This window comes from Pirellulales bacterium, assembly GCA_036267355.1.
Lineage (GTDB): Bacteria > Planctomycetota > Planctomycetia > Pirellulales > DATAWG01 > DATAWG01.
The window spans coordinates 1-12712 of record DATAWG010000017.1 but is presented as its reverse complement, the minus strand read 5'-3'; the positions used below and the strand labels follow the sequence as shown (position 1 = coordinate 12712).

The window sequence follows — 12712 nt, the reverse complement described above, 5'->3', positions numbered from 1 at the left end:
TCTTCAAATGTCCGAATGCGGCAATGGACACAAAATCGTCGGCGCCGCAGATCACCGCGCAAATGGCGATCATGACGACATTGATCAGCGGATACACCACTGCTCGGCGACGCGGGTCGGTGAGCCCCTCGAAATGATCCTGAATGCGAGCCGACAAAACATCCTGCGACATGGCGACCTCCTTGAGCCGTTGCGCACAGGCCGCACCAAGTCCGTCTTGGAAACGGCTGCCGCGTGTCGCCGCAATCATTGCAGATTACCCAACATGGCGCAATCGCCCTGAATGAAACTGCCGTCGTGGAACCGCCCGCACGGGCGGATGCTGCAACATGTACCGGTACTCACTCGCCAGTTTTTCAGCGACGAAAATGCTCGTCCCAAGCAGCAACAGCGAGCAAGCCGTTGCCCTCAGTCCTCGGACCAGCCGACGCCAGAGGGCGTCCGGGCGGCCTTCGTAATAGCGACTCAGCCGCGTGCAGATCGGCGGAACACCCGGCGCGAATGTGATGGCCGTCCGAGCCGAAAGCCCAGTGACTTCCTCGGGCTTTAGGAGCTTGCGCCCATGTTGTTGCCAGTTGTGGTTCGAGTTCGACGAAGTGCTATAGCTTCCGTAGTCCCTCGCGCTGTGTTGCTGCGAGGTTCCGCGACTCGTCCCGCCGCTATCGACGATGATGGTTTGCTCGCCAAGGCGGTTGGAAACGTATTCCGCCGTCTCCGGCTCATTCACTCCGAAGAATACCTGCGTGACGTTGGATAGAAGAGTTTGATCCTGCCCATCGGGAAAGCATTTTTTCAACTGGCCGAGACTTTGGAACCCGAAAATCAGGCGGGCGCCATAACCGCGATATTTATCCACCGCGTCGTCAATTTGTTCCATATGGCCGAGGCTCGATGCTTCATCCAAGACAAAATGCACCAACTTGCGCTCCTGAAGCCCGCCCCGGACCACCGCTTGCAACATCGAGCTGATCGACATCCGCAGCAGCGGCGATTGCGTCCGCGCATGTTCGGGCGGGAGAATGAGGTAAACGGTCATCTTGCCGTTCACTAACTCATTTGGATCGAAACTACTGGTCCTGGTGCTGTCCGCCACCGCGAGAGTATCGAGAAACCGCAAGTGTCGGTTGACCGTGGTGAGCGTTGAGCCGAGTTCCTTATCTTTGTAGTGCGTCAATTGATGGCCCATGCGGGCGAGCATCCCTTGCCACGCATCCGAGCCGCAGAGAAGCTTAGTCGCCATCTCCATTTTTTGCGGATCAGACAGCACATTACGCACGGTCTGTAGCGACCGATCATCCGGGTCACCGTATTGCACGACCGCGGCAATCATCGCGGCGATCCAGGTTTCTGCCGAGTCTGCCCAATGTGGCTCGCGTTCCTGCGGATTTCGTATCACGAGTGCGGACGCTAGATCACGAATTTCATCAATCGCGTAGGGCGAATTCTTGTCGATGAAACTGACCGGGTTAAACGTGTCCGGCGAATTCGTTGTCAGCTTGTATCCATCGAGCAAAACAATGCGTTGACCCATTCGCCGCCGGCGTTTCATCGTTGCCTTTGCAAGCGCGCCACCAAAATCCACGGCAACGCACGAATCGGGACATTCAAGCAAAAAAGGAATCATGCATGAGACACCTTTCCCCCCGCCAGTGGGGCAGAAAATTCCGGTATGCACTGCCCGCGATAGACGCACGAGCGACGGCTTCACATCGACCTTCGGGAATATCGCCCGCAAGAAGCGACTGGTCGCGTCCGCTGACCGGATGAACGGATTTATCAGCCCCAGCATCGCTCCGAGGAGTCGCGGTCGTGGCGATCCGAGAAGCGTGCCAATCATCAGCCCTCTTCCGCTCAGCATTCCGGCTTGCTGCAAATCCTCTTCTGCGGCAAAGCGTGCCGTGCCGAACGCGCTAAGGACTCGACGCCGTTTGCCGGCCCAGGCTAGACCGCAAACCACGATCAAGACGGCCAGTCCGGGGCCAGAGACTGCTCCAAGGAAACAGACGGAAAGGACGCCCATGACGACAAAGGCGATCAGGATCAAGCGGGACAATGTGAACATGATTCTCTCACTTGTTTGAAGTGTTCCCAGACCATTGGAAGCAGCGCAGGAATTCTCTACGCAAGATAAAGAATTCGCCGATATCGTTTGGGCAGTATGGAAAAAATCGCCGGGGCCAAAAGCCGAAGAAGGAGCTCACGGCACGCGACCATGCAAAGCGACACCGAAATAATGACGCTCACGATTGCGAGCGGGGCGTGCCACACGAGCAGCACAAAGGTTTTCAACGGATTCATGACGCGGCTCCTTTCTTAGCCTTGTTTTTCAAAATCAACGCGAACGCTTTGATGTCCTGGTTCTCTTCCCGCGCCCGACGCGCTTGTTTCGCGACATCGCTTAACGCCTCGATTACAGTTTCGAGGCAGATCTCCGCACCGCTGACGACGATGCTGATGCCGGACGACAGAATGAGCTTGGCCCGGCTGACTTTGACAGCGGGCTTAGAACGAGCACGAACCCGGCGGCCCTCTTCTTCGAGGTCGTCCCGTCCCATGCCAGACAGCTTCATCGCGAGCATCGCTGCTTGCCGCTCGGGCGTTTTTGCCTTCTTGATTGCATAGCAGTCGGACAAACCGATCAGGTCAGCCTTCAACGCGTCCTGCGTCTCGACCGGGCAGAAAGAGGGCGCGAGAATTCGACAGATCATTCCGGGCGTGACATTGAATTCAGCGGCAAGCTCCTTGCCAGTCATATCCGGCTTCATGCTCAGGCAGTCCGTCGCGGTGACCCACTGGTCGTAGCCCGATAGCCCTTCCCGCAGCTGGTTCTCAACAAAATTCATCACCTTCAGCTTGAAATCGCTTGGGAGATGATCGAGGATTTTTGCATTGCCAAATTCCTCGCCCGCCTCCTGTAGCGCCAGGACGCGGCCCCAGCCGTTCACGACCGTTTCCCGGTCAGGGCCAACGATGAATTCATTGATCTGGCCGTCCTTTTTGATCGAGCCGCTCAGTCGGCCGGTTTTCTTCCCGTCCCTTCGCGTGCGAGCCACTCGCGGATGCGGCTTTAAGCCTGCCAATGACAATCTTGCGTGTTCGATTTCGGCCATTTCAGGTCTCCTTTCGGTTAAGTGCTGTCACCAGTGCGTCAGCGGATATTGGGAGTTACTCAACGTGCTCAATTATTTCCAGTCCGCGTAAATGGACTAGAACCATTTCACAGAATAAAACACCTTGCTTTAGCACCGTCAGATCGTGCTCGACCGGATGAGATGTCTCACTTACCTCGACTTACTCGAAAGTGTGTGAAGCCGCGACTTCGTCCAGGACCAGAGTTCTTAGAAGCATTGTGAGCCTCCTGTGGCGTGTGGACGACACATCCTGGTCGATTGCTCACGGTCCAATTATTTTCGTTCCCGAGTAACAAGAGAATTCTGTTTCACAAAATAAAACACCCCGCCAGGATTTCTCCCGCGGGGTGTTGTATCTCTACAGTGCGAACGTGAACGAGCGCTATCTAGCGAAGATCATAGATTCTGCTGATTCGCCAACTGAGCGGCCTGCCGCTCAATGTCTCGAATCAATTGCTCCGCATGGTGAATACCGCTAGCGATCTTGTACTGGGTATAAAGCTCAATCACCGACTCCTTCAAATCTGCCAAATCTGCAAACTCGTTGTTCGGACCAGCAATACCTTTCACCTCCGCATAGGCTGAAACGGCAATGAACCTTTCGCAATAGAGCATGTGCGCGAGCTGCTCCTCGGCATGGCCGCCATGTCGAGAGTTGAAAAAAAAATTGCGGCTGTGCGTTGACTCCGGATGCGAATCCTATGTCGAACAGTTCGGGATGCTCCTTCCGAAGAGTTCCGATTGACAGGCTATCGCTCGGAAAATGGATGCAGCTCAGGTCCAGGTCCTTAAACGCTTCCTCCGAATCACGTCGGCCCCCGCCAGATGTAATCACCGTCCCCCTGCCACCTCTGTTTTCAAACGAGATTAGCGTGCGATGGCGGAAAACGAATGTCAACCGTTTTCATCTATCACGTACCCGTGGTATACAAGCCAAATACGTGTGACCCGCCAGGCGCGATCTCCCAATGCGCTCAATCCCGTGCTGGGCCACCCCTTTCCCCGCGTGATGAAGAGTTCGACCGAACGGCCAATCTGAAAGTAACGAAGACCGAAAAACTCTGAGACTGCTTCGTGGGCAAGAGACATCGAACTTGCGGCCGATGGCAAATCGGCCGGATACCGTCGCTCCTTACGCCGACGGAGCAGCACCTTCGCCACCTCGTTCAGCGATCTTGCTCCGTGCTTCAGTTCCCAACCAGTTTCATTGAATAGGCGAAAGTGGTCCCGAATTTCCCACGGTTCGCTCGAACCAAACGGTCCAGTCGGTCCCTCGCCATCGTCTCCAAACCCGAATTCACCGATGGATAGTCCTCCCCGCCTTCCATTGCCAAAGCCCCTTCCGAGGCCGTTAATCGAATCCGGTGCCGACGTATGGGTGCGATAATCTGACACGTCAATATCCTTTCTTGAACGAATCCTTCGTTTTGGCAACGAAACTCCTACTCCCTCTAACAAACGCGACCTTTTTGAGCCTGACTTAGTTGATGGAAAATCCCTATGAAATCAGACGGGGCGGCGTCGAACGAAAACAACATCACTTTCGATTTAAAAAGTCAACTTCAAAGAAACTGCTATTCAACTGAAACGCCGAACGTGAAATTGCCGATTGTCCCCCCCTGTCTTGCGACACCCACGACTTTTGGGCAGCCGCATCCAATTTTCTGATTTCTGTGGACCGAATCTTCCTTTGGTGCGTATAACGACTTTTCGCCCCCTAATAACTCATACGAAATCAATTCAAAAAGGATGTAGAAAATCTATAAAAAGCGCGCAATCTCTTGTGTGGACTACAGTTCGGAAAAGCAGATGCCCGATTGTGCTTCGGGCATCTCCTTTCTGTATTGCCATCCATAACCACCCATTATTAAAGCACTTAAGCGCAATCGTCGTATGGATTTTGCGAATCACGCGAGGCGATCATAGATTTGCACTATCGAGAGCGTTTGTTCGGCTAGAACACCGAAAAACCAAGAACAATTCGCGTCCCGCTCACGAGCCATACCGGCCCTGGTTAATTCGCCGGCGCTGGCGAATTTCTATCCGTTCGCGGGTGAGATGCTGCTCGCCTACTCAAGAACGATTCGGCACCATTCTTTGTCAGTGATCTCGTCAACCGATCCGGCGCAGAAGGAATCGGCAACGAAATCGCACTCACGGCAGTTTCGCAGAACAGTTTCCAGAGCGTTTTAACTTACTTCTAACTTGCTCTCGGACGATTCCACTGCCACGATCTCAATCGCGGTAATGATGGCCTCTTGCTCGTCCGCCAAGTCGCGATCCGCTCGCACGATCCAGGGAATAAGGTGCGAATGAAGAGCGCCATACAACTGCCACAGGTTGCGACCCTTAATCGTGACTTGCATGACCTGCGTGCCGGCGAAGCGCAACGTGATGACCTGCCCAGATGAGGACGTCTTGAACGAGTTATTGGAATCCAAATGGACGAATTCGAACGAGCGAAAGCCGTCCTTGCCGAGCCCGCAGTGCAGCGTGTACACCGGCTTATTGGTGGGGCGGGCAAACGCTTGGTACGGTGCCGAAGTGTCCGGCAGACCAAAGTTGGAAATCTCTTCGTCGGGCGACGCGGTGACGGGTTTTGCACCGAACAGACTGGATCGCAGCTTTGAATGGTTATCGTTGTTGTCCGGCATTTGACCGTTCCCTTTCAAACGAGAAGTCTCTGAAGATTTCGACCGCCTTTTCACGCAGTTGACGAAACGCGTCTCTGGTGCGTTTGGCAAACGTCCGCAGGCGGTCGGTTCGCTTCGGCGCTGCGTGGCCCATGAGTTCCGTGGCAGCTTTTCGGTTGTCGGCCCGCTGAATCAGTTGCCGCAATTCATCGGCCGGCAAGTCGCTAAAAACCGTGGCTCTTTCGCGGCCGCGCGAAACCGACACATAAAACTGTTCCGCCGAAATGGCTGGGATCGACTCGTTGCCCATCGAGATCAGCACGCGATCCAAAGTCTTGCCTTGCGACGCGTGCGATGTGCTGACGTAGCCGTAAGCCAGGTGCCCAAAATCCTTCGCGATGACCCAGCCATTTTTCAGCCGGATGTCGCCGCCCTCGGTGAAGCCGGCAACTTCGCAGCTATAGCCGTTGTCGAACTTGTGCTTGCCGTCCTTCGTCTTCCCGCCAGCCGTTGCCCGAAGCAGGTCGCCAGCCGCAATCGCGATGCTCGCCGGCTCGTAGAGTGAAAAATCTGACGCTTTGCCGAAGTGCTGGCCGGGCTTCCAGTCCGCGACCCGGACACGCTGGCCGGCACGGAACGAGCCCGAGTTGCGGTGAAACCGCATGACTTCGCTGCCTTCATATCGGGCGAGGTCGCCTCTTTCGGCTTCTGTCCAGGACAATGGATTGAGCCGCTCAATTACCCGTTCATCCTTGCTTAAAATGCCGGCCTCTTTGAGCCGGCTACGAATCTCTGCCGTGATTTCGTCGCCCTCGACATGCGTCGGCGCCACGACAATCACGGACTTGTTTGCCTGAATCGCCGCCATGTAATCGTCGACGAGGGGCGCGTTGCTGCTGGTCTCTTTCACCCAGCCGAGATCGAAAAGCCGGTCGAAGCCGCCCGTCATATCGCCCTTGGCCAAGCTCGCCACCGCTTGCTTGTAGCAATCGTTTTGCTGACGAAAGATTTCGGTGAGGCGGCCGACCGGCAGCCCGGCGAATCGCTCCAGCACCGGAAACAGGTTGCCGCGTTGCACGCTGCCGTGCTGTTTACGATCCCCAAGAAGTATGACCCGAGCGTTAATTTCCTTTGCCACTTTCATCAATTGGTCAATATCCTTGAAGCCCGCCAGCGGCGCTTCGTCGAGCAGGATGAACCCGCCTTTGGCCTGCTCCTGGAATTCCTTGTCTTGCAGAAACTTCGCCAGCGTATCGGCGTTTGCGAACCCCTTGCTCCGCAAAACTCCGCGACTGGCGTCGGCCGAGGGAGCCAGCATAACGCCCGGCGTATTGATGCCGGGAATCGTGACCAGCAGGGAATCCGTCTTGCCAGTGCCGGCATCACCTTCCACTACGATGACGCGATCGGTCGAGCGCCCGATGTGCATGACGATGCGTTTCTGTTCGGCCGACAGATTTTGAAAATCCTTTTGCCGCGTAAGCTGTTCCTCCGTCGCCATCGGCTTGCAGGTTCCCCTGCCGTCGCGGGCGAAGGCGATGATCCGGCGCTCCTCCGCGAGCAGATCCCGCGTCGTCGCTTCCTTGCCGTTCGATAGGACACCCTGCCGGACCGCCTCGGCCCGAATGCCGTCCGGCGAAACGCAGCCGATGCCATGCCGGATTGCCGCCTCATAGAGCCGCCGTTCATCAACGACGCTGTCGCGTTCAAACATGTGGGCAATCGCGTAGCGCGTTGCCTGCCGCTCGTCCGATTGATACGACTCGTGGCCATCGAGCTTTTCCATCGTCGCCCGTTCTTTGTGCGAAAGCCGGCTACGCCAGTAGCGCGTCAAATCGTCTTCCTTGAGTTCGACTTTGTGCAGCCGCGTTGTCGCCCCAAGCTTGGCCTTCGATTCGGGATTCCGCAGCCCGAGCGCCGCTGCCATTTCCTCAATCGTTGCCGTCCGCCGGCTGAATCTCTTAATGAGCTCATCGGAAATCCCGGCCACCTCAAACGTCTTGTCTTTGCGGCGGATGCCGTAGCCGATGGCCTTGAGATTCGCGGCCAGGCGATTGTGATAGAGCGCTTCGTAGTACGGCGCATCGTGGTGTTTGATGTCGCCTAGCTGTGCGGCCTTCCAGCGATTTTCGACCGAATCATGCGTTGCGTTGAACACCACGACGTGGCTGTGCAGCGACATATCCGGCAGATGGTCGTCCTTATTCGGCCGCGTCGTGCGATGGATGACGTGCATCCCGACGAGGTTGCCGGTATTGCGGTCGTCGTCCTGGCCACCGACTCGCACGCGCGTCGCCATATCCTTTTCAATTTCGCCGATGGCGTAGGTCACGGCTTCGCAGTGAGCGTCCTCGATTCGCATGTCGCCCGTCAGTTCGCGGGCGATGCCAACTGACTTACTCGAATTGAAGCAAAAATCCCAGCCAGTTCGCCGGCCGTCGCGTGTCACGACCGTGAGTGGCTTGCCGCTTACCGGATTCAGATTGTCACAGAGGGCGTTGAAATCTTTTTGATCGCAGCGACCAGAGAGGCCGAGAAGTTCGGCGCCCTTGCCGATCCATTGGCCGGGCGTATCGAGAAAATAATCCGACGTGGTGTAGTACGCCTTCGCGTTAGCCGCATTCGCTATTTGATGAATACGCAGCATGGCAGCGCCCTTTGATGACGCAGCATCGTATGCGTCATGCCGAGGAATGGCAAAAATGACTGGCCCGGTGACATTCGCATCACGAGCCGGATTCTTTCGCGGCTGATCTCGACCGCCGCTTGGTTCGTTGTCACTTCGTCGCGGCGGAGCATGTGATCGACGGTGCGACACATTCGACCGCCGGAATGCGATTGCCCTGGCGCTATGGTCTCGTCCCTGTGCTCCGCATGACCAGGAATCGCGGCCGGCGTGCCATCCCGACCGGCCGCCGGCCGCCCGCTGCCTTCGCCGGTTTCCCTGTCCTCTCATGCTTATCGCTGTTGCAGCCTCTCCGCCGATACCAAGATGCCTTGCCACGATAGAGCCGAGCGTCTTGTCGTTCGGCGGTTTCGTATGCCGGCACCGGACGATGCCGTCTCTTTTCATTCGATCCGTCCCCACCGAGGCCATACTTACGGCACTCTGAAGCCGCCGCCGGGCCGGTCAATCACCGGCTTCCGTTGCGAAACGGCGGCGAGGTAAAGGCGGCACACCGCCGACCTCGCGAGGGCCGTTTCGTTCTCACCCGGCAATTGACCGTCGCTGAAGTGCTCCCGGCTTTGGCGGCTTCGTTTTGATTGCCGTAAGGCCCCGGTTGGCGGGGCCGGAAACCTAAATGAAGGAGACCCATACCATGTCTAAACCAGCACACAAAATCCGCAACGGCGTCCTGCAAGTCACTATCTGGCGCAATAGCGGCGAGAAAGGCTCCTGGTACAGCGTCACCTCCAGCCGCAGCTACAAGCAAGGCGAGGAGACCTGGAAGGAAACCGACAGCCTCAATTCGGACGACTTGCTGCCGATGGCCAAGCTGCTCGACTTGGCCCACACCTGGATCACCAACCAGCAGCAGGCCGACGCGAAGAGCCGCAAAGAATCCCAACAGGCGGCGTAATGATGTTCAACCGGGCGGCTCGGAAACGGGCCGCCCTTTCGAGAAGGAATTTTTATATGACCAAGAGAACGCAACTCAACAAAGCACGCCGTGCCATCATCGAGGAGTACGGCTTCAAACACATCGAATCGGGCATTGATCGGACGCGAGAGAATGAACTGCTCCAGCAATTGATCGGGTATGCCAACGAGGCGATTCGTGCGAAGTACCCCGAGGCGGACATGGCGGTTCTTCGCAAGTACGAGGTTGTCAGAACGGATCACTGCCTACGGTTCCAATTCCCCAGCGGAAGAGTTGACGGCAAGTCATTTCCGTCCGATGCGAGCCTTGCCGATATGCCGCAACATCGTGGTTGCTACTCGGGAGAAGTGCTCGCCGTATCGGCGGAATGCGAGCAGGTGTTCGACGCATATGAGGCGGAGTTTCAGGCCAACTACGGGCTCAAAAATGACAGGAAGCGTCAATTCCTGGATTTCGTAACGGCAAGCAGAACCGTGGAGGATGTGCTGGAGGTAATCGATCTACCTGCTGACATCCGCGAACGACTGGGGCATCGCTCGACCGCTCTGATCGCGGTTTCGGCGGAGTCGGTTTTCGCATTACGCGAAACCTTCAGGATTGCAGCCTGAGAAAACCAACCTCGGGGCGGGCGGCAACGTCCGCCCCATAACGAAAAGGACTCACACCATGAAACATGATCTGATCGAGCTGACTGAAGACGAGTTTGACAAGCGCTATCCGTTGAGGACGAACCATCTCAATCCCCATGCCACTTGGGCATTCGGTGATGCGGGAGGATGTCTCTTCGAGACCTTCGGCGAAGAACTCGACTTCGTGCGAAAGCAACACCCGTCCACCGTCTGGACCCTGGTGGACGGTGAGGACGGCGATATGTACCTCCATAGCGGAATGCATTTCGTGAACCGGATCGGTTACCTGATCAGTTTGGCGGCGGTCCCCGAGGGAGTCGATATTCAGGTTCACGTCCCGATGCAGCGCGAAGAGGTGGAGGATGCCGGACTCAGCACAGCAGATGCTTCCTCCAGAATCGCGCACACGCCGGGGCCGTGGGACTATCGCCCCGAGCAAGATGGAAAGCCTATCACCAATGGCGCCCTAGCCATCGCTTACATGGACGCTCACCAGCCCGAGGAAGACGATGGCGGCGCATGGGAAAAAGAAACCGAAGCCAACGCCCGTCGCATCGTCGCTGCCGTCAATGCCTGCGAGGGCCTCAGCACCGAGGCGCTGGAGTTGGGGATTGTTGTGGAACTGCGGGACGCCTTACAAGCCGCTTCGGACTGGATTGACACTCAAACTCTCGTGCCGCGCACCGACATTCAGGCGAGGCTTCGAGCTGCCATCGTCAAGGCCGCGTCCGACCGGAGGCCGGCATGACCTCCGTGCGAGCCGATGTCTACAGCCGGGTGACCGACCAGATCGTCGCCCAACTCGAAGCGGGCAGTCGCCCCTGGCTTCAACCCTGGCAGGCCGCCCACGCGGCGGGCGTGGTATCACGGCCCTTGCGGTTCAATGCCATGCCGTACCGCGGCATCAACGTCGTGCTGCTGTGGCTGGCCGCCATGCGGCACGGCTTTACCTGTCCCCTGTGGATGACCTACCGGCAGGCCGGTGAACTCGAAGGACGGGTCCGCCGCGGCGAGAAGGGATCGCTCGTCGTCTATGCCAACACTTTCACCCGGCACGAAACCGACGATAACGGCGAGGAGCACGAGCACGAGGTGCCTTTCCTCAAGAGCTACTCCGTCTTCAATGCCGAGCAAATCGACGGCTTGCCTGCCCACTACTATGCCCAGGCCGAGCCACGGCTGCATACTGTCGAGCGGGTCCAGCGGGCGGAGCAGTTCTTCGGCCGCACCGGTGCGGACATCAGGCACGGCGGCTCGATGGCCTATTACGCCCGGCAGCCCGACTGCATTCAAGTGCCCGCCTTCGAGAGCTTCCGCGATGCCGAAAGTTACTACGCCACCCTGGCACACGAAGTCACACATAATGCCGCGTGCCGGATTATGCCGCGTCGGATGTGAAGTTCCTGGATTTCAGGGGGCATCCGACGCGGCTGCTCGGCATAATTACAGAGCTTCGAGGAAGGCAAGTAACGTATCGTCTGGCCGGTATCGCCCAGGATGAGATTCTGGTGCGGCGATTCGTGCGAGCGCCTTCTCCTTGAGGCGCAGGTCGGCGTGGATGTAGACCTGTGTGGTCTCGACGGATTCATGCCCAAGCCAGAGCGCGATCACCGATTGATCGACACCGTGGTGGAGCAGTTCCATCGCCGTACTGTGCCTGAGAACGTGCGGGCTGACCCGTTTCCCAATCAGTGAGGGGCACGACTTCGCAGCCGCCAGCGTGTGTTTTTGCACAAGGCGTTCGAGAGCATCACGGCTGAGCTTGGTCCCTCGCACCGTCGGGAACAACGGATCGTCGGTGCCGCCCATTCGCTCACTGAGCCACGCATCCAGAACCTTGAGGGTGTCCTGTCGCAATGGCGTAGAGCGCTGTTTGCGCCCTTTGCCCTCGCACCGGACGTGGGCTCCTGTTCCGGTCACGATGTCGCAGCGGCGCAGGTTAACGATCTCCGACGCCCTCAGTCCGGTTTGCAGAGCCACGACGAGAATGGCATGGTCGCGCCGTCCGACCCATGTGGATCGATCCGCCGCAGCCAGCAATGCTTCCATCTCCGCACGATCCAAGAACTCAACCGTTTGTCGCACGTAGCGTTTGCTCGGCATGGCCAAGATTCTCTGGCAATGAAGCATATGGGCCGGCTCGTGCATAGCCACGAACCGGAAGAAGGATCGGATCGCAGCCAGCCGGGCATTGCGGCTGCGGGCACTGTTGCGACGCTGAGTTTCCACGTGAACGAGGAAGTCTTCGACGAGCGCCATGTCCAAATCCTCGATCTTGAGTTTCGTCGGAACGCGATTGGTCCGCTCACTGGCGAAGCGCAGCAGCAGGCGGAACGTATCGCGGTAGCTGGCAATCGTGTTCGGGCTGGCCTCCATCTGGTTGCAGAGCCGGTCCGTGAAGAACTGCTGGATGAGGGCCGGAAGTGTTGTCATCGTCATGACCGCACCCCCTCTTCCATGCGGCGGGAAGCAAGAGCGAGCAGTTCCGGAACTGCCTCGATGTACCAGTACGTGTGCGCCGGATTTCCATGCCCCAGATAGGTCGTCAGTTTGATCATTTCCCTCGCCGGGTCTTTGTGTAAACGGCGCTCGAATAGTGCAGCGCTCGGCGGTTGAATAGTGCAGCGCTCTGAGGGGTGATGGGTTCCTAGTTTACGTAGCGTTTATTGGTAATGGAAGAGTTCACCCCACTCCTCCTCCGGAGGAGGAGTGGGGTC

General features: G+C 57.5%; 11 protein-coding genes. 4 read left to right on the top strand and 7 right to left on the bottom strand.

Going from position 1 to position 12712, the window contains the following annotated elements:
* From VHX65_02965 to mobF, 6 genes are all read right to left on the bottom strand, one after another.
* Positions 1-172: transposase family protein (locus VHX65_02965; GenBank protein ID HEX3997492.1), on the bottom strand; the 172-nt coding region annotated here is incomplete at its 3' end.
* Between the two features lie 84 nt (positions 173-256).
* The gene (locus tag VHX65_02960; GenBank protein HEX3997491.1) at positions 257-2044 is read right to left on the bottom strand and encodes a type IV secretory system conjugative DNA transfer family protein; all 1788 of its coding nucleotides are present in this window, start codon (positions 2042-2044) and stop codon (positions 257-259) included.
* A gap of 250 nt (positions 2045-2294) precedes the next feature.
* Positions 2295-3110 carry a ParB/RepB/Spo0J family partition protein gene (locus VHX65_02955; protein ID HEX3997490.1) on the bottom strand — a complete coding sequence of 272 codons (816 nt, stop codon included), beginning with the start codon at positions 3108-3110 and terminating at the stop codon, positions 2295-2297.
* Positions 3111-3527: 417 nt separating this feature from the next.
* Positions 3528-3746 carry a hypothetical protein gene (locus VHX65_02950; protein HEX3997489.1) on the bottom strand — a complete coding sequence of 73 codons (219 nt, stop codon included), beginning with the start codon at positions 3744-3746 and terminating at the stop codon, positions 3528-3530.
* Positions 3747-5320: 1574 nt separating this feature from the next.
* The gene (locus VHX65_02945) at positions 5321-5785 is read right to left on the bottom strand and encodes a hypothetical protein (GenBank protein HEX3997488.1); all 465 of its coding nucleotides are present in this window, start codon (positions 5783-5785) and stop codon (positions 5321-5323) included.
* Complete coding sequence (mobF, locus tag VHX65_02940; protein ID HEX3997487.1) at positions 5766-8411, bottom strand: MobF family relaxase; 2646 nt, start codon at positions 8409-8411, stop codon at positions 5766-5768. The genes VHX65_02945 and mobF overlap by 20 nt, the downstream gene beginning before the upstream one ends.
* A gap of 673 nt (positions 8412-9084) precedes the next feature.
* On the opposite strand from mobF, the gene VHX65_02935 reads away from it, so the two are divergent.
* Genes VHX65_02935 through VHX65_02920 form a run of 4 tightly spaced genes read left to right on the top strand, consistent with a single transcriptional unit; the run spans position 9085 to position 11393 of the window.
* Entirely contained in the window at positions 9085-9345 is a 261-nt protein-coding gene (locus VHX65_02935) for a hypothetical protein (GenBank protein HEX3997486.1), read from the top strand.
* A 56-nt stretch (positions 9346-9401) separates the two neighbouring features.
* A complete protein-coding gene (locus VHX65_02930; protein ID HEX3997485.1) occupies positions 9402-9974 on the top strand; it encodes a hypothetical protein in 573 nt (190 codons plus the stop codon).
* A gap of 58 nt (positions 9975-10032) precedes the next feature.
* Entirely contained in the window at positions 10033-10743 is a 711-nt protein-coding gene (locus VHX65_02925) for a hypothetical protein (protein ID HEX3997484.1), read from the top strand.
* Positions 10740-11393 (top strand): ArdC-like ssDNA-binding domain-containing protein, encoded by a 654-nt coding sequence (locus tag VHX65_02920; GenBank protein ID HEX3997483.1) that lies wholly within the window; start codon positions 10740-10742, stop codon positions 11391-11393. Before VHX65_02925 ends, VHX65_02920 begins: the two co-directional genes overlap by 4 nt.
* 45 nt (positions 11394-11438) lie before the next feature.
* Here the strand turns inward: VHX65_02920 and VHX65_02915 are convergent, their stop codons facing one another.
* Positions 11439-12434, bottom strand: a complete 996-nt coding sequence (locus VHX65_02915) for a tyrosine-type recombinase/integrase (protein ID HEX3997482.1) — start codon at positions 12432-12434, stop codon at positions 11439-11441.
* Between the last annotated feature and the right edge of the window lie 278 nt (positions 12435-12712).

Coding starts and splice junctions, on each gene's coding strand:
- VHX65_02955 (HEX3997490.1), bottom strand. CDS start 3,110: ATGGCCGAAATCGAACACGCAAGATTGTCATTGGCAGGCTTAAAGCCG.
- VHX65_02950 (HEX3997489.1), bottom strand. CDS start 3,746: ATGCTCTATTGCGAAAGGTTCATTGCCGTTTCAGCCTATGCGGAGGTG.
- VHX65_02945 (HEX3997488.1), bottom strand. CDS start 5,785: ATGCCGGACAACAACGATAACCATTCAAAGCTGCGATCCAGTCTGTTC.
- mobF (HEX3997487.1), bottom strand. CDS start 8,411: ATGCTGCGTATTCATCAAATAGCGAATGCGGCTAACGCGAAGGCGTAC.
- VHX65_02935 (HEX3997486.1), top strand. CDS start 9,085: ATGTCTAAACCAGCACACAAAATCCGCAACGGCGTCCTGCAAGTCACT.
- VHX65_02930 (HEX3997485.1), top strand. CDS start 9,402: ATGACCAAGAGAACGCAACTCAACAAAGCACGCCGTGCCATCATCGAG.
- VHX65_02925 (HEX3997484.1), top strand. CDS start 10,033: ATGAAACATGATCTGATCGAGCTGACTGAAGACGAGTTTGACAAGCGC.
- VHX65_02920 (HEX3997483.1), top strand. CDS start 10,740: ATGACCTCCGTGCGAGCCGATGTCTACAGCCGGGTGACCGACCAGATC.
- VHX65_02915 (HEX3997482.1), bottom strand. CDS start 12,434: ATGACGATGACAACACTTCCGGCCCTCATCCAGCAGTTCTTCACGGAC.